Raw genomic sequence first — 23,399 nt, forward strand, 5'->3', positions numbered from 1 at the left:
TACAGAAGCAAGTACCCGGCGAGAGGATGACGCAAAAAGGGATTGACTAACCAAGGCCCGTTACAGAAGCCCGGATGAGCGAAGCGATATCCGGGACAGTATGCGCCGCATAGATAGCTTATCCCGGATGTCGCTTCGCTCATCCGGGCTACGGGCGATGGAGGAGGGGCAGGCATGATCGACCACATCTCCGTCGGCGTCAGCGATCTCGAACTCTCAGCACGCTTCTATGAGGCGACGCTCGCGCCACTTGGGCTGGCGCGCCTGGTGACGCGGCCGGCCACCGTCGGATTCGGCAAGGCCTATCCGGAGTTCTGGATCAATCTGCGCCCGGGCATGCCGCGTGTGCCGCCAGAAAGTGGCACGCACATCTGCCTGCGCGCGAAGTCCACTACCGATGTCGATGCGTTTCACGCTGCGGCACTTGCGACCGGTGGCGCATCCGACGGCGCGCCGGGCATCCGCCCACATGATCGCGTGCGCTACTATGCGGCCTTCATCGTCGATCCCGACGGCAACCGGATCGAGGCGGTGACGTTTCCGAGCGACTAATATCTAGAGCTTGTGCGCGACTTCCGGCGCGAGCGCCTTCTCTCTCTCGGCGACTTGTGCCGCAGCCGCCTTCAGCTTGGGCAGGATCTCCTCGACGCGATCGGCCTTGAGGATGTCGACCGTAAAGCCGGGGCGGATGAACTCAGTCTGGCGCATGTGCGACAGCAGCGAGAACAGCGGCTCCCAGAAGTTGTCGATATTGGCGAGCAGCACCGGCTTGGCGTGGCGTCCGAGCTGCTTCCAGGTCAACTGCTCGACCAGCTCTTCCAGCGTGCCGACGCCGCCGGGCAGGGCGACGAACGCGTCCGAGCGCTCGAACATCAGCCGCTTGCGCTCGTGCATGTCGGGCGTGACGATCATCTCCTGCACGCGGCTCAACGCGTGCTCGCGTTTGCGCAGGAAGTCGGGGATGATGCCGGTGACCAGGCCGCCATGGTCGAGCACGGCGTCGGCCACTGCGCCCATCAGGCCGACTGCACCACCGCCATAGACCAGGCGAACGCCGTTCTCGGCCAGCGCCTTGCCGAACGCCTTCGCGGCTTCGATGAAGAGGGGATTGGTTCCTGGGCCGGAGCCGCAATAGACGCAGACGGTTTTGAGAGTGCTCATTGGAGCCATGATGCATTGCAGCGAAAGGGCGTCAAGTCTAATCGGTGATTCGCCGGTAACCGGGAATCTACCGGTAAATGACGACAAACAATGAGGGAATAGACATCTGGCGGGGTGCGCCGGGCGCGGGAAGCCTCTATATGACGAACGAAATCAGTTAATCGCAACGCGCCCCGCATCCGGCGGGGTTTCAAGGCTTTGTATGACCGACCCTCATTCGTCCGTGCCCGGCGTTGACGCGCCCGAGCCCGTCGGCACGTCGCTGGAGCAGGCGACGCTGTTCGGGACGCTCACGCATCTGTGGCCCTACATCTGGCCGAGCGACCGCGCTGACCTGAAGATGCGCGTGGTCTGGTCGATGGTGCTGCTGCTCGTCGCCAAGCTCGCGACGCTGTCGGTGCCGTTCACCTTCAAATGGGCGACAGATGCGCTGACAGGAGCCAACACCGCGCCGGTGGAAGCCGCGAACTGGCAAGTCTGGGTGCTCGCCGCACCGTTGCTGCTCACCTTGAGCTACGGCGCGACGCGCATCCTGATGGCGGTGCTGACGCAATGGCGCGACGGCATCTTTGCCCGTGTCGCCATGCATGCGGTGCGCAAGCTCGCCTACCGCACCTTCGTCCACATGCACGAATTGTCGCTGCGCTTCCACCTGGAGCGCAAGACCGGCGGGTTGACGCGCGTGCTCGAACGCGGACGCGAGGGCATCGAGGTCATCGTGCGCATGGTGATCCTGCAGTTGATCCCGACCATCGTCGAGGTCTCGCTGCTGATGGGCGTCTTGTTCTGGCAGTTCGACTGGCGCTACGTGCTGGCGACGCTGATCACCGTCGTGGTCTACATGTATTACACCTACATCGCCACCGAGTGGCGGATCGGCATCCGTCGCAAGATGAACGATTCCGACACCGAGGCGAACACCAAGGCGATCGACTCGCTGCTCAACTACGAGACGGTGAAGTATTTCGGTGCCGAGACGCGCGAGGCCCAGCGCTACGACCGTTCGGTGGAGCGCTACGAAGAGGCGAGCGTGAAGACCTACACCTCGCTCGCCGTGCTCAACACCGGGCAAGCGGTGATCTTCACGATGGGGCTGACCGTGACCATGCTGATGTGCGCCATCGGCGTGCGCAACGGCCACAACACGGTCGGCGATTTCGTGCTGATCAACGCCATGATGATCCAGCTCTACCAGCCGCTGAACTTCATGGGCATGGTCTATCGCGAGATCAAGCAGGCCATCATCGACATCGAGAAGATGTTCAACGTTCTCGGGCGCGATCCCGAGATCGAGGACAAGCCGGGTGCAAAGCCGCTCGTCGTGTCGGCAGGCGCCGTGCGCTTCGAGGACGTCCGCTTTGCCTATGAGACACAGCGCCCGATCCTCAAGGGAATCAGCTTTGAGGTCCCGGCCGGCAAGACGGTCGCGATCGTCGGTCCCTCCGGCGCCGGAAAGTCGACGATTTCGCGGTTGTTGTTCCGGCTCTACGACATCTCCGGCGGAAAAATCCTGATCGACGGCCAGGACATCCGCGACGTCACGCAGAATTCGCTCCGTGCCGCCATCGGCATGGTGCCGCAGGACACCGTGCTGTTCAACGACACCATCCGCTACAACATCCGCTACGGCCGCTGGGATGCCGGCGATGCCGAAGTCGAGGAGGCGGCGCGGCTCGCCCAGATCGACCATTTCATCCGCATGGCGCCGAAGGGTTATGAGACGCAGGTCGGCGAGCGCGGCCTGAAACTGTCCGGCGGCGAGAAACAGCGCGTGGCGATCGCGCGCACCGTGCTGAAGGCGCCGCCGATCCTGGTGCTCGATGAGGCGACCTCAGCGCTCGACAGCCACACCGAGCACGAGATCCAGGGCGCGCTCGACCGCGTCTCGAAGAACCGCACCTCGCTCGTGATCGCGCACCGCCTCTCCACCATCGTCGGCGCGGATGAGATCATCGTGCTCGACCAGGGCCGCATCGCCGAGCGCGGCACGCACGCACACCTGCTGGCCGTGGGCGGCCTTTACGCCAGCATGTGGAACCGGCAGCGCGAAGCCGAAGCCGCGCGCGAGAAGCTCGCCAGGATGGACGACGCCAACGCGGCGCCGAACCGCGAGCCCCCGCCGGTCGATGACGCTCTCACCGCCCCTGCGGCCGCGGAGTGACCTTGTCGGCGGCCCCCGGTCTGGCCTAAAGCTCTCCCTGGCGCGCGGGGCTGTCCACGCGCCATCAACCCTGGCGGCAAGATAGCAATGTCCATTCTCGATTCGATCCAACGGCAGATCCCGCCGATCCACAAGGAAGGCTATCCCTTCATCGGCGGCTTTGCGCTGGCGAGCTTCGTTTTGTTCTGGCTTTGGTCGCCGCTCGGCTGGATCGGCACCATCCTCACCGTATGGTGTGCGCTGTTCTTCCGCGATCCCGCGCGCGTCACGCCGATCCGCGACGGACTGGTCGTCTCGCCGGCCGACGGCCGGGTGTCGATGATCACGATGGCGCTGCCGCCCGCGGAATTGGGGCTCGGCGACAAGCCGCTGCCGCGTATCTCCGTCTTCATGAGCGTGTTCAACTGCCATGTGAACCGCAGCCCGGTGGCGGGCAGGGTGGATCGCATCGCCTACCGGCCCGGCCTGTTCATCAATGCGGAGCTCGACAAGGCGAGCGAGGACAATGAGCGCAATTCGCTGGTCATCTCGACCTCGAGCGGGCGCATCGGCGTGGTCCAGATCGCCGGCCTCGTCGCAAAACGCATCGTCTGCTTCGTCAAGGAAGGGCAGTCGCTCGGCGCCGGCGAGCGCTTTGGCCTGATCCGGTTCGGCTCGCGGCTCGACGTCTATTTGCCAGTTGGCTCCAGGGCGTTGGTCTCGGAGGGGCAGACCGCGATTGCCGGTGAAACCGTGCTCGCTGACCTTGCCACCGACGATCTGGCGCGGACTTATCGCACCAATTAACCATTTTGGCACCGCCAAAGGGATGGGTTCCGCCACATTGGCGGAGCCGCCCGCGGCTTGCTATATCTCGTGGGGAGTGAGGCCAAAGCCATGACGCCCTACGATTTCAAGAATCCCGAGCGCCGCCGGCGCTTCCGCCCGATCCCGGTGCGGATGCTGGTGCCCAATGTCATCACGCTGCTGGCGATCTGCGCTGGCCTGACGGCTATTCGCCTGTCGATCGAGGGGCGGATGACGCTCGCCGTCTACGCGATCGTGTTCGCGGCGGCGCTCGACGGCATCGACGGCCGTATCGCGCGTCTGATCAAGGGGCAGTCCAAATTCGGCGCCGAGCTCGACAGCCTCGCCGACTTCGTCAATTTCGGCGTGGCGCCCGGCCTGATGCTGTATTTCTGGCAGCTCCACGAGCTGCGCAATGCCGGCTGGATCGCGGCCATGGTGTTCGCAATCGCGATGTGCCTCAGGCTCGCGCGCTTCAACGCCAGCATCGATGATCCCAACAAGCCGGCCTTTGCGGCCAACTACTTCACCGGCATGCCGGCGCCGGCCGGCGCGATCACCGTGATGTTGCCGATCTATGCGGCGTTCCTCGATCTCGGGCGCTGGCCCGCGGCGGTGACGGCTGGCTATACCCTCCTGATTGCCTTCCTGATGGTGTCGCGCCTGCCGGTGTTCTCCGGCAAGAGCATGCGCATGCGGGTGCCGCCGGAGCTGGTGCTGCCAGTGTTCGTGGCGGTGATCTTCTTCATCGCGCTGCTGATCAGCTATCCCTGGCACATCCTCTCGGCCGGCACGGTGCTCTATCTCCTGAGCCTGCCGCTAGGCTGGAGGTCGTATCAGAAGCAGGCGCGCGCGGCGGAGGCCGCAGTGCCGGTGTCGTCAGAGGCGGCATTGCCCACAGCTTCTCCGGCTGTGGCGCCGAACCTGCCGGAGGCCCCGCGCGACGATCGGCCCGAACGGCTGCATTAGAGCATGATCCGGAAAAGTGTGAAGCGGTTTTCCGGAAGGATCATGCTCAAACAAAAGACCTAAAGCGCGATGACGATTCATCCAAATCTCATCGCGCTTTAGTCGGCGCTCACCGATAGCTGCCATAAGGAAGTCATTGTGGGACGGAGCGATCGCTTCTTCCGGCGGGTCTGGCGGTTCAATGCGCTCGCAATTGCGACGGTCGCAGTCCTTCTTGTCCTGTCCGGCTTCCTTGCCGCTGCGACAATCGTTTACGATCACATGCGAGCTCGCGGGGTCACCAACGTCGCCAACGTTGGTGAGCGGGATGCCGTAACAAACAAGTTTCACCTGAGACCGCCGCGCGTGATTACGGGCACACCCTACGTCGAAGCTTCGTTGCACCGCAGCCAATCCTATGGTGATGGCTCCGATGTCAACGTGCTGTTCGTGAACATCTTGACGAACGAGAGCCGGTGGCTGTTCGAGGGCACGGGTCAGCAAATCCTCGGCAGCCATTGGATGTTCGACAGGGTGGCGGAGGCGCGAACGGCCGTGGGCGCGTTCTATATCGTTGGCGACAGGGATACGAACGTTGCTCTCGTGGCGGTCGCGGCCGACGGAACCAACTCCAGGAAGCTGATCGAGGGGATTGAGAAGGTCTATTCCGTCAAGCAGGTCGTGGACGACAAGGCCCTGGTGCTTTACCTCAAGGACGAGCAGGCTATGTCCGCACTGTTCAGCCTTCCGTCCATGGCGCTATTGATGCAGGCGAAGTTGCCGGACTGGGGGCGAGCGACCAGCTGGCCGGCGCGGACGGACTGATCCGCCACTTTGCGCTAACGCGCTCCTTAGGGCTGTTATGAGTAGCTCTCGCGGATATCTGCCATGAAGACGCGCGCGTTGGGCTAACGCCCGATCTCGGCTATATCGCCTTTGATCTGCGGCGCTTACGAACAGCCGCGGCCAACAGGGGAGAGAACGCCGTGACTGATACCGCAACCGGGCCGCTGCCAGCTTCCGTCCTCGAAGCTCTGGGCCGCTATGATACGCCGACGATCTGCAACGCCATGGAGATCGTCGCGCCGGAGCGCCGTCTGATCGGCTACACCACCAAGCCCCTCGTCTGCCCGTTCCCGAACCTGCCGCCGATCGTCGGCTATGCGCGCACGGTTGCGATCCGTTCGGTGCTGAAGTCGTCGCTGCCTGCGGAAGAGCAGTCGAAGCGCCGCATCGAATACTACGAATATGTCGGCACCGGCCATGGTCCGCGCATCTCCGTCATCCAGGACATCGACGGCCATGATGTCGGCTACGGCGCGTTCTGGGGGGAGGTGCAGAGCAATGTGCACAAGGCGCTCGGCTGCCTCGGCGTCATCACCGACGGCTCGATCCGCGACATCCCGCAATGGGCCCCGGGCTTCCAGGCGCTCGCCGGCTCGATCGGCCCGTCGCATGCCTGGGTGCATGCGGAGAGCTTTGGCGGCGAGGTCCGCGTCGCCGGCATGACCGTGAAGTCCGACGATTTGATCCATGCCGACCAGCACGGTGCGATCGTCATCCCGCTCGACGTCGTCGCCAAGCTGCCCGAGGCCGCAGAACTCTGCGGCCGACGCGAGACGCCGATCCTGGAGATCGCGCGCAGCCCGGACTTTTCGCTGGAGAAGCTGAAAGCCGCGCTGAAGCGTTCGGCTGAGATTCACTAGCGCACACAGCCTGACGGCGGTACGTCACCCGGGAGCAAGGCCTGCTCCCATCGGTGCGTGCCGCCGTATGCGCGCCCGCCAGAGCGTAATGGTTAGCAGAGTGTTGAGATCGCTGTCGTGCCGCGGGAATTCGCCTGCGCGGCGAGCGCCGCGATGTGTCCGGATCGGGGCAGGCCACGTTTAACCTTTACGCGTCTTTAATGGCAGCCATTTAGGGTTCCTCCGGGGCGGTGCGCCGTTGGGCTGCACCACCATCCAGGACGGATGGTCGTTCGGGTAAGCGTTGGAGTTTCCCATGGATATCATGACGAGTGTTGGCCTGATCGCGGGCATCATCGTCATCACCGCGATGATCTTCATGGGCGGCGACCTCCACATGTTCATCTCCGAACATGCCATGATCATCATCTTCGGCGGATCGATCTCCGCCACCATGATCCGCTTTCCGCTCTCCTCGCTGCTGCACGGCCTGCCGCTGGGAGCAAAATTCGCTTTCACCATGAGCCGCCTGTCGGCCCACGAGCTCGTCGACGAGCTCGCCCGCATCGCCGAGATCGCGCGCAAGCAGGGCCCGGTCGGACTGGAAAAGGTCGAGACCGACGAGCCGTTCCTCGCCAAGGGCATCCGGTATGTCGCCGACGGCTACGACCTCGACTTCATCCGCGACAACCTCGAGCGCGACCGCGACAACTTCCTCATGCATCTGGACGAAGGCAGCAAGATCTACCGCGCCATCGGCGACTGCGCCCCGGCCTTCGGCATGATCGGCACGCTGATCGGCATGGTGCAGATGTTCGCCAACATGACCGATCCCTCCAAGCTCGGCCCGTTCATGGCGACCGCGCTGCTAGCGACTCTCTATGGCGCGCTGGTCGCGAACCTGTTCTGTCTGCCGATCGCCGACAAGCTGCACGGCAAGCTGCTCGACGAGGAGACCAACCGCACGCTCATCATCGACGGCATTTTGATGATCCGCGACTCCAAGAGCCCGACCCTGGTGCGCGAAATGCTGCTTGCTTACCTGCCCGAGAAGCATCGCCACGGCGAGGGTGAACCGGTCCCGGCCTGACGCCGCACACCGGGATTTGAATCATGGCCAAGAAGAAACGCGGCGATGCGCACGGAGGCGGTCACGGCTGGTTCGTGACCTTCGCCGACCTGATGGGCCTGATGATGAGCTTCTTCGTGATGCTCGTCGCGTTCTCGACGCAGGACGCCAACAAGCTCAAGATCGTGGCGGGTTCGATGCGCGACGCCTTCGGCGTGCAGAGCGAGGCGCGGTACGCCGGCATCATCGAGTCCGACGGCCTGCCGACGCGCCCAAAACTGAAGAACCTCGATCACATCCAGCCCGAAGACGCCTCCAACACGCCGACGCCGGATCAGCAGGACCGCGACCGCAAATCGGGCGCGAAGATCAAGGTCGACCGCGAATTCGCGCTTGCCGCCGCCTCGCTGCGCCAGGCCTTGCAGGACATGCCGGAGCTCACCGAGATGTCCAAGCACATCATGTTCGAGGAGACCAAGCAGGGGCTCAATCTCGAGATCGTGGACCAGGACGGCCGTTCGATGTTTCCCGACGGCTCCAAGGTGCCTTACGACCGCACGCGGCGCCTGATCGAGAAGCTCGCCGTGCCGCTCAAGGCGACACCCTTGCGCGTGTCGATCGCCGGTCACACCGCGGCCGGCTACGTGCCGAACCGCAGCGACTACGGCGCCTTCGACCTGTCGTCCGATCGCGCCAACGCCGTGCGCCAGATCCTCGAGCGGGAAGGGCTGCCGCCCTCGCACGTCTTCTCGGTCTTGGGCAAGGCGGACACCCAGCCGCTGTTTCCCGACGATCCGTCGCTGGCCGCCAACCGGCGCGTGACCATCACGCTGATGCGTGAGGACCCGCCGCTGCCACCCAATCTGAAGCCATAAGGCCTGCCGTACCATTTTACCTGAGGACATTTCGTCGCCGGGGGCTGAACGTGGCCTCTGCGTTACAGCGCGCCCGCGCGCGCCTGCTATGGTGGTGCCTTGACCTGACGCCGAGAACCGTCCAAACGCGCGCGGATCAAAATCAGGGAAGCAGCGTTTTCCACCGACGATGACGGCCAGCATCACCACGACCGACGGCCATGAGGGAACGGTCACCTCGAGTTTCTGGGGCCTCACCCTCGGGAGCATCGGCGTTGTCTTCGGCGACATCGGCACCTCGCCGCTCTACGCGTTTCACGAGGCGGTCAGGGGTGCGGCCGGTGGCGAGGCGGTCTCGCGTGTCATCGTGCTCGGCGTGCTCTCGCTGATCTTGTGGGCGCTGCTGATCGTCGTCACCACCAAATACGTGCTGCTGCTGCTGCGTGCCGACAACAACGGGGAGGGCGGCACGCTGTCGCTGATGGCGCTCGGGCAGCGCGCACTGGGACGGCGTCCTTGGTTCCTGCTTGCGCTTGGCGTGGTCGGCGCCTCCATGTTCATCGGCGATTCCATGATCACGCCGGCGATTTCGGTGCTGTCGGCGGTCGACGGTCTGAAACTCGCGGCTCCCGCTCTCGAACATTACGTCGTGCCGCTCACGGTCATCATCCTGGCCCTGCTGTTCGCGGTCCAGAGCAAGGGTACGGCGCTGGTCGCGTCCGCCTTCGGACCGGTGATGGTGGTCTGGTTTACCGTCATCGCGGCGATGGGCGCCGTTCACATCGCCGACGATCCGTCGGTGCTGGCGGCAATCAATCCCTATTACGGGCTTCAATTCCTGCTGACACACGGCACGATCGGTCTGGTGACGCTGGGCGCGGTGTTCCTGGCGGTGACCGGCGGCGAGGCGCTTTATGCCGATCTCGGCCATTTCGGCCGCAAGCCGATCCAGTCGGCCTGGATATTCTTCGTGCTGCCCGCCTTGCTGATCAACTACTTTGGGCAGGGTGCGCTGGTGCTGTCCGATCCCAGCGCGCTCGACAATTCCTTCTATCGCATGGTGCCCGAGAAGCTGGTGCTGCCGCTGGTGGGACTGGCGACCGCGGCGACCGTGATCGCAAGCCAGGCCGTGATCACCGGCGCCTATTCGCTGGTCTATCAGGCGGTGCAGCTCGGCCTCCTGCCGCGTTTCGAGGTGCGCTACACCTCCGAATCCCATGCCGGTCAAATCTACCTGCCGCGGGTCAACCGGCTGCTCCTGATCGGCGTAATGCTGCTGGTGCTGATGTTCCGCACCCCCAGCGGGCTTGCCTCGGCCTATGGCATCGCGGTGTCCACCACCATGGTTGCCGACGGCATCATGGGCTTCATCGTGATCTGGAAATTGTGGAACTGGCGTGCCGCGACCGCGGCCGCCGTGATCCTGCCGCTCGTCGTCGTTGACATGACCTTCTTCACCGCCAATCTCCTCAAGCTTCTGGAAGGCGCCTGGGTGCCGCTACTGTTCGGTGCGGTCATGGTGGGGACGATCTGGACCTGGCGGCGCGGCTCCGGAATCCTGGTGCAGAAGACCCGCAAGATCGAGGTTCCGCTCGACGATCTCATCAAGAGCCTCGAGAAGCGGCCCCCGCATATCGTGAAGGGCACGGCCGTATTCCTCACCAGCGATCCGGCCTTCGTGCCGACGGCGCTGCTGCACAATCTCAAGCACAACAAGGTGCTGCATGAGCACAACGTGGTCCTGACCATCGAGACCGCGCAGACGCCGCGGGTCGATCTGTCCGAACGCTTCCGCATGGAGAAGATCAGCGAAAAATTCTCCAAGGTCCGGTTGCGGTTCGGCTTCATGGAGCAGCCCAACGTGCCGAAGGCCTTGGCGATCGCCCGCAAGCAGGGCTGGCAGTTCGACATCATGTCGACATCGTTCTTCGTCTCGCGCCGGTCGCTCAAGGCGTCCGCGCAATCCGGCATGCCGCTCTGGCAGGATCACCTGTTCATCGCGCTGAGCCGGTCCGCCAATGACGCCACCGACTATTTCCAGATTCCGACCGGGCGGGTGGTTGAAGTCGGCACGCAGGTCACCATTTGACGGAAACCGGCGCACTTATGCGAATTTTGCATGGCAAGGGCCCAAAATCGCGCTAGGCTATGCCCGGCAGCGCAGGACTATAAGCCGCGCGCCCTGCCACTATTGTGCAGTGAAGCATTGCTAGAGGCCATCAGTCTCTCCCATGACAAGTGACATCGCGGTTCCCGCCCCGGAAACGGTGGCGGCCAATGGGCATGGCGAAGCCCACACCACGGCCGGTTTCGGCGCCCTGACGCTCGGCAGCATCGGGGTCGTCTACGGCGATATCGGCACCAGCCCCCTCTACGCGTTCCGCGAGGCGGTGACGGCCGCATCCGGCATGGAGGGAGTTCCCACGCAGGCGGCCGTCCTCGGGGTGATCTCGATGATCCTCTGGGCCCTGGTCGTCGTGGTCACGCTGAAATATGTCGTCATCCTGCTCCGCGCCGACAATAACGGCGAGGGCGGCACGCTCGCCCTGATGGCGCTGGCCCAGCGCGCGGTCGGCACGGGAGGAGCAACCATCGTTCTGCTCGGCATCATCTCCGGCGCCCTGTTCTATGGCGATGCCGTGATCACGCCGGCGGTCTCGGTGCTATCGGCCATCGAAGGCATGAAGGACGTTACCCTGACGTTCGAGCCTTACATTGTTCCGCTGACCGTGGTCATCCTGCTCGGGCTGTTCGCCGTGCAATCGCGCGGCACGGCCCGCGTCGCCGCCTTCTTCGGCCCGATCATGTGTGTCTGGTTTGCCGTGATCGCGCTCGCGGCGATCGGCCCGATCATGCATCAGCCCCAGGTGCTGCTGGCGCTGAACCCGCTCTACGCGGTGTCCTTCATGCTCCACCACGGCATCATCGGTTTCGTCACTTTGGGCGCGGTGTTCCTGGCGGTGACCGGCGCCGAGGCGCTCTATGCCGACCTCGGCCATTTCGGCAAGCGGCCGATCCAGACCGCCTGGTTGTTCATCGTGTTGCCGTCGCTGGCACTGAACTACCTGGGGCAGGGGGCGCTCGTGCTGGCCGACCCCAAGGCGATCGAGAGCCCGTTCTTCCAGCTCTTCCCGCAAGGCTGGTTCCGCGGCGGAATGGTCGTGCTCGCCACCGCTGCGACCGTCATCGCGAGCCAGGCGGTCATCACCGGCGCTTATTCGCTGACGCGCCAGGCGATCCAGCTCGGCCTGCTGCCGCGATTTGAAATTCGCCATACGTCTGAGGCCCATTCCGGCCAGATCTTCATCCCGCGCATCAACCAGCTGTTGCTGGTCGCGGTGATCATGATGGTGCTGCTTTTCCGCTCCTCCAGTGCGCTGGCCTCGGCCTACGGCATCTCCGTGACCGGCACCATGGTGGTCACGGCCATGATGGGTTTTGTCGTGGTCTGGAAGGTCTGGCGCTGGTCGCCGCTCGCGGCCGCCGCCCTGATCGCGCCGTTCCTGTTCCTGGACCTGACCTTCCTGGCGGCGAACCTGCTCAAGGTCTTCGAGGGTGGCTGGGTGCCGCTCGCGCTCGGCGCCCTCATGATCATCCTGATGTACACGTGGCGCCGCGGCAGCCGGCTGCTGTTCGAGAAGTCGCGCAAGCTCGAGTTCCCGCTCGCCGACCTCGTGGCCATGCTGGAGAAGCGGCCGCCGCAGCGGGTGCCGGGCACCGCCGTTTTCCTCACCTCGGATCCGCTCAGCGCCCCGACCGCGCTGATGCATAGTCTGAAGCACTACAAGGTGCTCCATGAGAAGAACGTCATTCTCACCATCGAGACCGCGCCGACGCCGCGGATCGATCCGGCCGAACGGGTGAAGCTGGAGCAGATCAGCCCGACCTTCTCCAAGGTGACGCTGAAATTCGGCTTCATGGAATCGCCGAACGTGCCGAAGGCGCTGGCGATCGCGCGAAAGCTCGGCTGGCAGTTCGACATCATGTCGACCTCGTTCTTCCTGTCGCGGAGGGCGCTCAAGCCCGCCGCCCATTCCGGCATGCCGCGCTGGCAGGACCGTCTCTTCATCTCGCTGAGCCGCTCGGCCAACGACGCCACCGACTATTTCCAGATCCCGAGCGGGCGCGTGGTCGAGGTCGGCACGCAGGTGACGATCTGAACGCGGCGATTTAGGTCCTTGCGATTTAGGTTTAAGTTGCGGCCTGTCTCTCAAGCCTTTGTAGCGCTTGATTTTCGCTCTCCGAGAGGCGAGGTTGCGGCCGGCCGGGACGGCTCGGCGCAAAGCCCGATCGTGGGAGGATGAATTGGCAAACCAGGTGCAGGATCTGACCCCGGACGAGGTCTCCAAGGGCATTGATGAAGGGCGCTTTCTGCTCGTCGACGTCCGCGAGCCGAACGAGGTCGCCGCGGAAGCCTATCCCTCCGGCGTCGTCGTGCCGCTCTCGACTTTTGACCCGAAGGCGATCCCCGACCCGCAAGGCAAGCAGGTCGTGTTCGCCTGCCGCTCCGGCAAGCGCTCGGTGACGGCCTCGCTCGCCGCGCAAGCCGCGGGCCTGCCCTACGACAAGCATCTCGCGGGCGGCATGTTGGGGTGGAAGGCTGCGGGTCTGCCGACCAAGGTGGGCGGCTGATCGCCGATGAGCTCAAAAATCTCGTCCCTGAATCCGGTCTTTGCGAACCTGCCTGTCACCATCTTCGAGGCGATGTCGCAGGCCGCGCGTGACAACGCCGCCATCAATCTCGGCCAGGGCTTTCCTGATGACCCCGGCCCCGAGGACATCCGCCGCGCCGCCGCCGATGCCTCGCTGAACGGCTACAACCAGTACCCGTCGATGATGGGTATCCCGGAGCTGCGCCAGGCGATCGCCACCCATTACGGACACTGGCACGGCCTGAAGCTCGATCCGATGAGCGAGGTCATGGTGACCTCCGGCGGCACCGAGGCGCTGACCTCGGCGATCCTCGCGGTGGTCAAGCCCGGCGACGAGGTCGTCTGCTTCCAGCCGGTCTACGATTCCTATCTGCCGATCATCCGCCAGGCCGGTGGCATTCCGCGCCTGGTGCGGCTCGAGCCGCCGCATTGGCGGCTGAACGAGGACATGCTGAAAAGCGTCTTCAATTCAAAGACCAAGGCGGTGTTGTTCAACAATCCGTTGAATCCCTCCGCCGTCGTCTATCCCCGCGAAGACCTCGAACTGCTGGCGCGCTACTGTCAGGAGTTCGACGCGATCGCGATCTGCGACGAGGTCTGGGAGCACGTCACCTTCGACGAGCACAAGCATATCCCGCTGATCACCATCCCCGGCATGCGCGACCGCACCATCAAGGTCGGCTCGGCCGGCAAGATCTTTTCACTGACCGGCTGGAAGGTCGGCTTCGTCTGCGCCGCGCCGCCGCTGCTGCGGGTGGCGGCCAAGGTGCACCAGTTCCTGACCTTCACCACGGCGCCCAATCTCCAGGCCGCGGTGGCCTACGGGCTCGGCAAGTCCGACGACTATTTTACGTCCATGCGCAAGGATCTGGCGCGGAGCCGGGACCGGCTCACAAAAGGCCTGGAAAGCCTCGGCTTCCCCGTCTTGAAGTCGCAGGGCACCTACTTCCTCACCGTCGACCTGTCGCCGCTCGGCCTCAACGAGAGCGATACCGATTTCTGCTGGCGCATCGTCAAGGATTACAAGGTCGCGGCGATCCCGGTGTCGGCCTTCTACGAGAAGGACCCGGTGACCTCGGTGGTGCGCTTCTGCTTTGCCAAGAAGGACGAGACGCTCGACACCGCATTGGAGCGGTTGTCGGATGCGGTGCATAGACGCAAGAGGTAGGCGATGGCGATCGACGTCGGCAGGTTCCGTTTCGCGATTGCTGTTGCAGCAGCCCTGACGTTGCTGCCGCTGTCAGCCGGTGCCGAGGAGCGCGTCGTCAACTTCTACAATTGGTCGAACTACATGGCGCCGGAGGTCCTTGAGACCTTCACCAAGGAAACCGGCATCAAGGTTGTCTACGACACCTTCGACGCCAACGAGACGCTGGAGACGCGCCTGATGGCCGGCAAGTCCGGCTACGACGTCGTCGTGCCCACGGCCTATTTCCTCCAGCGCCAGATCAAGGCCAATATCTTCCAGAAGCTCGACAAGTCGAAGCTGCCGAACCTCGCCAACGCGTGGCCCGTCGTGACGCAGCGCCTCGGCATCTACGATCCCGGCAATGTCTACGCCGCCAACTACATGTGGGGCACGACCGGCATCGGCTACAACGTCAAGAAGGTGAAGGAGATTTTGGGCGCCGACGCGAAGATCGAGAGCTGGGACATCGTCTTCAAGCCCGAGAACCTCGCAAAGTTCAAAGACTGCGGCGTCCACATGCTCGACTCCGCCGACGACATCTTTCCGGCGGCGCTGAGCTGGCTCGGGCTCGATCCGAACTCGACCAAGCAGGCGGACCTGGAGAAGGCGGCCGACGCCGTGATGAAGGTGCGGCCGTCGGTGCGAAAATTCCACTCGTCCGAATATCTGAGCGCGCTCGCGACCGGCGAGATCTGTTTCGTCGTCGGCTGGTCCGGCGACATCATGCAGGCGAGGAGCCGCGCCGCGGAAGCCAAGAGCGGCATCGAGATCGGCTACGCGATCCCCAGGGAGGGCGCGCAGATGTTCTTCGACAATCTCGCGATCCCCGCGGATGCCAAGAACGTGAGGGAAGCCTACGAGCTCATCAACTATCTCTACCGTCCGGACGTCGCCGCCAAGAACTCGGACTTTTTGTCCTACGCCAACGGCAACCTCGCGAGCCAGAAGCTGGTCGATCCGAAAATCCTCGGCGACAAGAACATCTATCCGGACGAGGCGACGCTCGCAAAACTGTTCGTCATCACGGCGCGTGAGCCGGCGACGCAGCGGATCATCAACCGGCTGTGGACGAAGGTGAAGACGGGGCGCTGAGGCGGCGCGGTCGCACCCCGGACTGGCCCGGAATCCAAAAGCTGCAAAACAACCCCATGCACAGTAGAAGCGCGACCGGCGGCGTTGCCGGCGGTGGCGGTGCTTAAGTCGCGGTGCGGCTTGGTTGAATCAGCGCGCGGGCGCTGGGAGCGGCCTACCACTCATACCGCACCACAGCCTTGCCCGTGTAGGTCTGCGTGCTGCGGGAGAACTCGCCCTCGACGGTGCCCGCGAGCGAGAGGCCGTTCCGCCATTTCATCTCGGCGCGGCCGCCAACGAGTGCAGAGTCTGCCGCCGGTTGCGCGCCGTTGACCGTGAATGCCGCGCCCGGCAGCGTCTGGAAGGCGGCGCTGACGAGGCGGTTGGTGTTGGTGTCGTGCGCCCAGGCGAGCCGGCCGCGCAAAGTGAGCACGCCGTCGTTGACGAGGAAGCGCTGGTCGGTGCGGGCGCCCAGCTCGGTGCGGACATTGGTGGTATCCTGCGCCGTGTAGGACAGCGCGAACTGGTTGCTGCCGACGATCGCGGTCTCGCCATAGCCGGGGAGGTGGAAGGTGGTCGCCTGCACGGCCGCGTAGGGCGTGACGCCGAAGCTCGATGCGGGGATCGGTGCGAAGCGCCAGCCGGCTTCCAGGCGGCCGGAGAAGGTGCTGGCCTTGAAATTCGCAGTCAGCTTGTCGGTGCCTGAGACCGTCACGGTGCGGTCGGTGGTGACGTCCTGCCAGCCATAGGCGAGGGCCGCGGAGATATAGGCCGGCCCGAATGTGTGGCGGCCGTAGAGGCCGGCCTGGAACAGATCGGCGCGGCCGCCGCCCAGGCTGTCCGACAGCGCAAAATTGTAGCCTGCGCCGCCGAGCGCGAAACCAACCAGGGTGTTTGGAGAGACGCGATAATCGGCGCCGACCACGGTGCCGTAGATGCGGCTTGTGGTGGTGCTTGATCCTGATGCGGCATTGCCGTTCAAGGTGCTGGCGCCGCCGTAGCCGGAAGCCCACACGCCCCAGCGCCGGTCGATGACATCGCCGCTGGCGTCGCGTGGTGTGACCGCTGCGTAAGCTTCGCGCATTTTGGCGTCGCGCGGGTCGGTGGAGGCATAGCCCATTGCTCCGCCATCGCCGGCGGTCGCGCCGCGCTCGCCATCCGTGCCGCCACCGCCGAAGGGATCGAGCATGCCGACGAATTGCTGCATGGCGTTGAACGAGGCCTGCGTGCCGGCCGCGCCTGGCTGTCCCGAGACCTGACCGAGCGCGCCGTTGAGCTGCGGCTGACCCATGTTGAGCAGCGCATCGAAGCCGGCCGGCGGCGTCCCGCCGCTCGCGACGGCTCCGTTGATGGCGCCGGCCACGTTGCTCTGGTTGGCGCCGGTGCCCGCCGGCAGCGAGATCGCGCCGGGATCGAGCACGAGGTAGACGTTGTTGAGGTCGTAGGTGAGGTGCGGATTGCGCGCGGGGCTGAAGCTGCCGCTCACGCTCAGCCCGGCGAACTGCGTTCCACCGAAGCCGCCGGTCGCGTTGAGAATGGTGTAGGTCTGGCTGCGGAAGCTGCCGGGGATCGCCACCGCCTGCACGGTGGCGCCGGTGAGCGTCGCGGTGCCCGAGACATTGGTCCGGTCGGCGGCTGTGGTTGAGACCTCCACCCTGTAGAAGCTGCCGGCACTGAAGGCGAGGTTGCCGCTGACGGTGAGGGTGCCCACGGAATTGCCCGGCGCCAGCGTGCCGCCGCTCGCAATCGTCGTGTTGCCGACGATGCCGGTGCCGCCGAGCGTGCCGCCGCTGTTCACGGTGAGGCTGCTGGAGGACGCAATCGAGCCGTTCACCGCCAGCGCGCCGCCGTTCACGATCGTGGCGCCGGTGTAGGTGTTGATGCCCGCAAGTGTCAGCGTGCCGGTGCCGACCTTGATCAGCGATGATCCGGTCATGCTTCCGTCACCGGTGAGCACGCCGGTGACGGTGGTCGACAGATTATTGCCGCCAACCGCCAGTTCCTCGCCGTTGAGGTTGAAGTGGCCGCTGCCGGCGATCGAGCCGGCGCTGATTTTGCCGTCGCTGCCCGGGCCGGGGGTGTTGAAGTCGATGACGGCGCTGGAGGTGGTGTTGATGAGCTGCGCGTTGCCGGCCGTGGAGTTGCCGTCGAACAGCACATTGCCGCTGTTGTGGATGGTCGCGCTGCCGGCTGTGGAGTTGCCGTAGAACGCCAGCTGCGCGTTGTTGGTGATAGCAGCGCTGCCGGCAGTGGTACCGAGGAATGCCAGCGTGCCGGCGGAAACCGTCGCGCCGGAAAAACTCGCCGCGCCGGTCAAGGTCAGCGTGCCGGCGCCGGACTTGGTCAGCGCGCCGCCGCTGAGAGTCTGGCTGACGGTGAAATTGTTGGCTGCGTTCGCAATGTCGAACGTGCCGCCTGCTGCGCCCCAGTTGATGGTGCGCGTGGTGGCGGTGAATGCCGTGCCGGTGACCTGCAGGGTGCCGCCGTTGAAGGTCAGGCCGCCCGCGAGGTCGCCCAGATTGGCGTCCGCGGAGACGCTGACCGTGCCGCCGGCGAAGGTGGTGCCACCGGTATAGGTGTTGGCGCCCAAAAGCGTCAGCGTGCCAGTGCCGGTCTTGACCAGTGAACCGCCGGCGCCGCCGCTTGCGCCGCCATCGGCAATCACGCCGCTGACGGTGGTCGACAGATTGTTGCCGCCGACCGTGAGCTCGTTGGCGCCGAGTGAGAAGGTGCCAACGCCGGCGATCGAGCCGGCGCTGAGCTTGTTGTCGCCGTTCGGGCCGGTGCTGCCGGAGAAGTCGAAGATGGCATTGGCCGCGTTGTTGATCAGCTGCGCATTGCCGGCGGTCGCATTGTCCTGGAAAGAGGTCGTGCCGCCGGCATTGTTGGTGATGACCGCGCTGCCGGCGGTGCTGCTGACGACGAAATTGATGGTATTGCTATTGGTGATGGAGGCGTTGCCGGCCGTGGAGTTGTCGCGGAAAACCAGCAAATTGGAGTTGGTGATGGTCGCGCTGCCAGCCGTGCTGTTGTTGTAGAAATACAGCCAGCGATTGTTGGTGAGAGTGGCGTGGTCTGCCGTGCTGGTGAAAGACAGCCAACTGTTGTTGGTGATAGCAGCGTTGCCGGCCGTGCTGCTGTTGTAGAAATACATGTAGGCGTTGTTGGTGATGGTTGCGTTGCTGGCCGTGGAATTTCCGTAGAGAACGATCATCCCGCTGCTGGTATTGGTGATGGTGGCGTTGCCGACCGTGCTGTTGTCGTTGAAATACAGGTAGTTGTTGTTGGTGATCGTCGAACTGCCGGCCGTGCTCGAGTTGTTGAAGTTGATGGTGCCGGTGGCACTATTGGTGATGGTCGCGCTGCCAGCCGTGCTATTGCCGTAGAAAGACACTGCGCGGTTATTGGTGACGGTCGCGCTGCCGGCCGTGGCGTTGTCGAAGAGCGAGACCACCCCGCTGACGCTGTTGGTGATGGCGGCATTGCCGGCCGTGCTGTTGCCGTAAAAACTCATGCCCCCGTTGTTGGTGATGGTCGCATTGCCTGCTGTGGCGAAGTCGTTGAATCCGATGCCGCCGCCGTTGTTGTTGGTGATGGTGGCGGTGCCGGCCGTGCTCGTGTCGAAGAAATAGAGGTGGCCGTTGTTTGAGATGGTCGCGGAGCTGGCGCTGCTCGCGCTTTGGAAGAACGTGGTTCCGTCGTTGGAGATGCTGGTGATGCCGCTGGTGTCGGCGTTGAAGACGTTGAACGTGCCGCTGGCGCCAACGTTGACGGTCCCCAGAATGGAGCCGACGCCGCCGGTACTGCCGAGCTGTAACGTGCCGCCGTTGATCGTGGTGCCGCCGGTATAGGTATTGGCGCCCGACAGGGTCAGCGTGCCGGTGCCGGTCTTGACCAGCGAGGCGCCGGTGCCGGCGATGACGCCGCTCACCTCGGTCGAGAGATTGTTGGACCCGACGGTCAGCTCATTGGCGCCGAGCAGGTACAAGCCCGCGCCCGCGATCGAGCCGGCGCTGATCTTGTTGTTGCCGTTGAGGCCCGCGGTCTGGCTGAAGTCGACCAAGGTGTTGGCATTGTTGACGATCGCCGCATCGCCGGCCGTGCTGTTGTCCTGAAAGGTGACGCTACCATTGACGGTGATGGTCGCGGTGCCGGCCGTGCTGTAGTCCTGGAAGGTGATGCCGCCATTGTTGGTGATGATGGCGCTGCCGGCGGTGCTTTGGCCATAGAAAAGAATGAGGTTGGTGTTGGTGATGGTTGCGTTGCCGGCCGTGCTGCTGTCGCCGAATTGAAGGGCGCCGTTGTTGTTGATTGTCGCGCCGCCGGCCGTGCTGGTGTTCTGGAAGGCCAGCGAGGAGTTGTTCGTGATGGTGGCGCTGCCGCCGGTGATGGTGATGCCGGCGCCCGTGAAGTTCAGCGAGCTGCTGACGTCAAAAGTGTAGTTCGAGGCGCCGGCATTGAAGGTCCAGCCGCCGACGCTGGCGCTCGTGATCACCAGGCTGGTGGTATTGGAGGCGCCGAAGGAGGCCGTGCCCACCGGCACGAAGCCGCCGTCCCAATTGGAGGCGGTGCCGTAGTCGTTGCTGCCGGGAGAGGTGAGCCAGGTGCCATCCGACGCGGCACGCGATGGCGCAGCCGGCAGCGCCCAGGCCAGGGCCAGTGCCGACGACGTCAGCAGCGCGGCCCGCAGGTGGCGGGTCGCTTTGAAATAATGTTTCCCCGTCTTCACCACTTCCCCCAACACGCAGGTCCCGAGTCCTCAATGGGATTCATTGCATCGGGCGGGGGTGGTGTCCTGATAAGGGGGCGGCAAGATTCTGAAAGTTTCTGATATTTGCTATTCAGACCCGCTTTTCGGGCATTTTCGCCAGACTTCCACTATATGAGCGGGCTGGAGAGACGCGTTGGGGGATCACTTGCTTCGTTTTGCCGGCTTCGAGCTGGACCAGCAGCGCGCGGAGCTGCGCGGGGTCGATGGCGTTGCCATCAAGCTCCGGCCCAAGACCTTCGAGATGCTAAGGGTCTTCGCCACCAGCGGCGGCCGGGTGCTCAGCAAGCAGGAACTGATGGAGGCGGTCTGGCCGAACGTCCATGTCGGCGAGGACAACCTGTTCCAATGCATCCGCGAGCTTCGCACCGCGCTCGGCGACGAGCGGCGGCAGCTGATCAAGCTCGCCTCCGGCGGCGGCTATCTGCTGACGGCGGAGGTTGAGGCCGAGCCGGAGGTCACGGCGGAGGCCGAGGCGCCCACGACCGCGCCGGCGGGCGAGGACGCGCCCCTACCTCCGGCCGAGGTCGCCGCGGCGCCCGTGAGGCCACCGCGCGCCACGTTCGGTTTGAGCCGGCAGGCCACGGTCGCCGCCGTGGCCGGGTTGTGTGTGATCGTCGTGGGGCTTGCGGTTGCCGCGCCCGTGCTGAAGCCGGACCTCCTGTTCAAGCGGCCGCCGCCGCGGCTCGCCGTTATGCCGATCGCCGACGACGGCAACGACCCGCGCGGCGCGGCGATGGCCGCCGAGGTCACCGCTTGCCTCACGGATGGTTTTGCGAAGGTCCAGAACATCAGCGTGGTTGCGCCACGATCGGCGGTCAGTGGCGGCGAGAGCACCGCTGCGTCCGCCGCATCATCCGATTACGAGCTGCGCGGCGAACTGGAGCGCGGCGATCAGTTCTGGACGCTGCGCGCGCGTATCATCAAGGCCACCACGGGCGAGGTTCAGTCGGTCGTCGCAGCTTCAGTCGCCGCGGACGAAGCGGACGCGCAGCTTGCGCAGTCCCGGCTCGTCGCCGGCGTCGGCCATGTGCTTGCGCGCCGCCTCAACGAGATTCTGGAGTCGAGGCCGTCCACGAGCCGCAAGATTTCGGCCGGAGGTGACAAGGTCGCCGTCGAACAGGCGCTCGCGTCGATCAACCAGACGACGCGCGAGCGTTTTGGCGCGGCGCAAACCATGCTGCAAAAAGCGCTCGCCGACGACCCCGACAATCTCGACGTCGCGGTCGCGCTCGCCTCGCTGCAGATGCGCGGCATCCAGATGGTCTGGTTCGGCCCGGACGAAGCTGTTGCGGTCGAGGCGAGGGCCAATGCGACGCTGGAGCAGGCGTTGCGATCGCGGCCGAATTCCATTCCAGTGCTCGAAGCCTATTGCCGCTTCCTCAGCGCGACCAATCATTTCGTGGAAAGTCTCGTCACCTGCGCCAAGGCCTTGAGCTTCGATCCGTGGAACGGGTCTGCGCTCTATCTGATCGGATTGGGCCAGATCTATCTCGGCCGCTTCGACGATGCGCTCGCGACATTCCTGCAAGCCGATCGTTACGACACGCCGCCGGCCTCGCGCTGGACCTGGCTGCTCGGTGCAGGCATGGCGAATGTCCTGATGGGGCGCGACGAGGAGGCATTACCGTGGCTGCAGCGTTCGATCGCCATCACGCCGGCGACCGGCCGCTCGCATTTCATGCTCGCCGCCGCCTATCAGAGATCGGGCCGGTTCGAGGAGGCGAGGGCGGCGATCACTGAGGGACTGAGGCTGCGGCCTGGCACAACGAAGCTCAACGTCTCGCCGCCGATGAAGAACGCAAGTCCGGTTTGTATCGCAGCCTGGGAACGCGTCGTTCAGGCCGAGGTCGATGCGGGGTTGCCGGAGCAGTGAGGGCGGTGGTGCAGCCGGTCCTGGGTTCGCACGGCAACGGTTCGCCGCCTTGCCAGTTCGGCGCTAATTAAAGCTGACCGGGGCGCTAGGGACTAAACCCTAGCAGTAGATTGCCGTGGAATCAGTGTCGGAGTCGCAACCCTTATCCGGTCGTGCTCGCTTGCAGGGCCGTGTGCGAGCAGGTCCAACGCCGCATTCGCGATCTGGTCGAAGGGAACGCGGACTGACGTCAACGGCGTCGGTAAGCGGCTCACGATCGGGATATCATTGTAGCCGACAAGCGATACGTCGCGTGGAACCGAAAGGCCAAGCCGTTGCAGTGCTGACAATGCCCCGATCGCAGTGTTGTCGTTGACCGCAAAGATCGCGGTCGGTGCAGGGGAAAGACGCATGAGCACTTCTGCCGCGTCCGCACCTGAATCGATACCGAATGTTGACTCGACGATCCGACCGGGATCCAGGTCGATGCCGGCTTCATTCATCGCCTGCTGATAGCCTTGGGTTCGGCCGGCGCTGCTGGAGGCGTAGGAGGGCCCGGCGATGAGACCGATGCGTCGATGACCAAGGTCCAGCAAGTGCCGTGTCGCAAGGTATCCGCCGAGACGATCATCGGCGACCGAGGAAGGCGTGTGCCCGTCCGTACGCAAGGCCAGAACGCAAGGCACGCCCCGTGCAGCGAGCTCTTCGGGAAAGTCGTCGCCAATGCGCGCTGTGGACATTACGAGGCCATCAACACCCCGCTGCAATAATGTCTGCGCCGCGGCACGGTCGGCGCGCGGTTCGTCACCTGTCGTCGCGACAATGGCGAACCGACCCGACCGGGTGCACGCGTGCGAAAAGGATTCGTACAGCATTGCCATGACGGTGTCGGTCAGACGAGGCACAATCACTCCGATCGTCATCGTGTTGCCACGCCGAAGGCTGCTCGCTGAGACGTCGCGGAGATAGCCCAGCTTGGCGGCAATCTGGCGGACGCGTTTCGCGGTCTCGCTCTCGGATCGCGGCAGGCGCTCGTCCAGGATGCGCGACACCGTCGATTTAGACACGCCCGCAGCCTCGGCCACGTCGAGCAAGGTCACGCGGCTCTGCCGTTCGGGGGGGTCATCACCGCGATCCATCTGATTCGCCTCTAGATTCTGCGTCCCCGCAGGTAGTCCAAAATTAACGATTGACACAAGC

Annotated in this window: 17 protein-coding genes; 14 read left to right on the plus strand and 3 right to left on the minus strand. The window is 64.5% G+C overall.

Annotation, left to right across the window (positions count from 1 at the left end; genetic code table 11):
• Nucleotides 1-174: 174 nt before the first annotated feature.
• On the plus strand, nt 175-552 hold the full coding sequence (locus tag JQ632_RS04240; RefSeq protein ID WP_212401029.1) for a VOC family protein: 378 nt from the start codon (nt 175-177) through the stop codon (nt 550-552).
• A 3-nt stretch (nt 553-555) separates the two neighbouring features.
• Here the strand turns inward: JQ632_RS04240 and JQ632_RS04245 are convergent, their stop codons facing one another.
• Complete coding sequence (locus tag JQ632_RS04245; RefSeq protein WP_212401030.1) at nt 556-1,161, minus strand: TIGR00730 family Rossman fold protein; 606 nt, start codon at nt 1,159-1,161, stop codon at nt 556-558.
• Between the two features lie 202 nt (nt 1,162-1,363).
• Between JQ632_RS04245 and JQ632_RS04250 the strand changes: the two genes are divergently transcribed.
• From JQ632_RS04250 to JQ632_RS04305, 12 genes are all read left to right on the plus strand, one after another.
• Nucleotides 1,364-3,322 carry an ABC transporter ATP-binding protein/permease gene (locus tag JQ632_RS04250; RefSeq protein WP_212401031.1) on the plus strand — a complete coding sequence of 653 codons (1,959 nt, stop codon included), beginning with the start codon at nt 1,364-1,366 and terminating at the stop codon, nt 3,320-3,322.
• Between the two features lie 87 nt (nt 3,323-3,409).
• Entirely contained in the window at nt 3,410-4,108 is a 699-nt protein-coding gene (locus JQ632_RS04255) for a phosphatidylserine decarboxylase (protein ID WP_212401032.1), read from the plus strand.
• A gap of 90 nt (nt 4,109-4,198) precedes the next feature.
• The gene (locus tag JQ632_RS04260) at nt 4,199-5,077 is read left to right on the plus strand and encodes a phosphatidylcholine/phosphatidylserine synthase (RefSeq protein WP_212401033.1); all 879 of its coding nucleotides are present in this window, start codon (nt 4,199-4,201) and stop codon (nt 5,075-5,077) included.
• A 138-nt stretch (nt 5,078-5,215) separates the two neighbouring features.
• Nucleotides 5,216-5,881, plus strand: coding sequence for a hypothetical protein (locus tag JQ632_RS04265; protein WP_212401034.1), 666 nt, complete (start codon nt 5,216-5,218; stop codon nt 5,879-5,881).
• Nucleotides 5,882-6,042: 161 nt separating this feature from the next.
• Nucleotides 6,043-6,762, plus strand: coding sequence for an RraA family protein (locus tag JQ632_RS04270; RefSeq protein ID WP_212401035.1), 720 nt, complete (start codon nt 6,043-6,045; stop codon nt 6,760-6,762).
• 295 nt (nt 6,763-7,057) lie between these two features.
• Nucleotides 7,058-7,831 carry a motility protein A gene (locus JQ632_RS04275; protein ID WP_212401036.1) on the plus strand — a complete coding sequence of 258 codons (774 nt, stop codon included), beginning with the start codon at nt 7,058-7,060 and terminating at the stop codon, nt 7,829-7,831.
• Nucleotides 7,832-7,854: 23 nt separating this feature from the next.
• Complete coding sequence (locus tag JQ632_RS04280; protein ID WP_212401037.1) at nt 7,855-8,685, plus strand: flagellar motor protein MotB; 831 nt, start codon at nt 7,855-7,857, stop codon at nt 8,683-8,685.
• Between the two features lie 169 nt (nt 8,686-8,854).
• Entirely contained in the window at nt 8,855-10,753 is a 1,899-nt protein-coding gene (locus JQ632_RS04285; RefSeq protein ID WP_212401038.1) for a potassium transporter Kup, read from the plus strand.
• 142 nt (nt 10,754-10,895) lie between these two features.
• Nucleotides 10,896-12,824 (plus strand): potassium transporter Kup, encoded by a 1,929-nt coding sequence (locus tag JQ632_RS04290; RefSeq protein ID WP_212401039.1) that lies wholly within the window; start codon nt 10,896-10,898, stop codon nt 12,822-12,824.
• Nucleotides 12,825-12,969: 145 nt separating this feature from the next.
• The gene (locus JQ632_RS04295) at nt 12,970-13,296 is read left to right on the plus strand and encodes a rhodanese-like domain-containing protein (RefSeq protein WP_212401040.1); all 327 of its coding nucleotides are present in this window, start codon (nt 12,970-12,972) and stop codon (nt 13,294-13,296) included.
• Between the two features lie 6 nt (nt 13,297-13,302).
• A complete protein-coding gene (locus JQ632_RS04300; RefSeq protein WP_212401041.1) occupies nt 13,303-14,484 on the plus strand; it encodes an aminotransferase in 1,182 nt (393 codons plus the stop codon).
• 3 nt (nt 14,485-14,487) lie between these two features.
• Nucleotides 14,488-15,597, plus strand: a complete 1,110-nt coding sequence (locus JQ632_RS04305; protein ID WP_212401042.1) for a polyamine ABC transporter substrate-binding protein — start codon at nt 14,488-14,490, stop codon at nt 15,595-15,597.
• 154 nt (nt 15,598-15,751) lie between these two features.
• On the opposite strand, the gene JQ632_RS04310 is transcribed toward JQ632_RS04305, so the two are convergent.
• Nucleotides 15,752-20,305, minus strand: a complete 4,554-nt coding sequence (locus JQ632_RS04310) for an autotransporter domain-containing protein (protein ID WP_212401043.1) — start codon at nt 20,303-20,305, stop codon at nt 15,752-15,754.
• A 187-nt stretch (nt 20,306-20,492) separates the two neighbouring features.
• Here JQ632_RS04310 and JQ632_RS04315 point away from each other — a divergent pair, with 187 nt between their 5' ends.
• The gene (locus JQ632_RS04315; protein ID WP_212401044.1) at nt 20,493-22,220 is read left to right on the plus strand and encodes a tetratricopeptide repeat protein; all 1,728 of its coding nucleotides are present in this window, start codon (nt 20,493-20,495) and stop codon (nt 22,218-22,220) included.
• A 92-nt stretch (nt 22,221-22,312) separates the two neighbouring features.
• Here the strand turns inward: JQ632_RS04315 and JQ632_RS04320 are convergent, their stop codons facing one another.
• A complete protein-coding gene (locus tag JQ632_RS04320; protein ID WP_212401045.1) occupies nt 22,313-23,338 on the minus strand; it encodes a LacI family DNA-binding transcriptional regulator in 1,026 nt (341 codons plus the stop codon).
• Nucleotides 23,339-23,399: the final 61 nt, after the last annotated feature.

The organism is Bradyrhizobium liaoningense (assembly GCF_018130955.1).
Taxonomy (GTDB): domain Bacteria; phylum Pseudomonadota; class Alphaproteobacteria; order Rhizobiales; family Xanthobacteraceae; genus Bradyrhizobium; species Bradyrhizobium liaoningense_C.

Bases quoted from the DNA above. Each gene is read 5' to 3' on its own strand.
- JQ632_RS04240 (WP_212401029.1), top strand. From the start codon at position 175: ATGATCGACCACATCTCCGTCGGCGTCAGCGATCTCGAACTCTCAGCA.
- JQ632_RS04245 (WP_212401030.1), bottom strand. From the start codon at position 1,161: ATGAGCACTCTCAAAACCGTCTGCGTCTATTGCGGCTCCGGCCCAGGA.
- JQ632_RS04250 (WP_212401031.1), top strand. From the start codon at position 1,364: ATGACCGACCCTCATTCGTCCGTGCCCGGCGTTGACGCGCCCGAGCCC.
- JQ632_RS04255 (WP_212401032.1), top strand. From the start codon at position 3,410: ATGTCCATTCTCGATTCGATCCAACGGCAGATCCCGCCGATCCACAAG.
- JQ632_RS04260 (WP_212401033.1), top strand. From the start codon at position 4,199: ATGACGCCCTACGATTTCAAGAATCCCGAGCGCCGCCGGCGCTTCCGC.
- JQ632_RS04275 (WP_212401036.1), top strand. From the start codon at position 7,058: ATGGATATCATGACGAGTGTTGGCCTGATCGCGGGCATCATCGTCATC.
- JQ632_RS04280 (WP_212401037.1), top strand. From the start codon at position 7,855: ATGGCCAAGAAGAAACGCGGCGATGCGCACGGAGGCGGTCACGGCTGG.
- JQ632_RS04285 (WP_212401038.1), top strand. From the start codon at position 8,855: ATGACGGCCAGCATCACCACGACCGACGGCCATGAGGGAACGGTCACC.
- JQ632_RS04290 (WP_212401039.1), top strand. From the start codon at position 10,896: ATGACAAGTGACATCGCGGTTCCCGCCCCGGAAACGGTGGCGGCCAAT.
- JQ632_RS04300 (WP_212401041.1), top strand. From the start codon at position 13,303: ATGAGCTCAAAAATCTCGTCCCTGAATCCGGTCTTTGCGAACCTGCCT.
- JQ632_RS04305 (WP_212401042.1), top strand. From the start codon at position 14,488: ATGGCGATCGACGTCGGCAGGTTCCGTTTCGCGATTGCTGTTGCAGCA.
- JQ632_RS04320 (WP_212401045.1), bottom strand. From the start codon at position 23,338: ATGGATCGCGGTGATGACCCCCCCGAACGGCAGAGCCGCGTGACCTTG.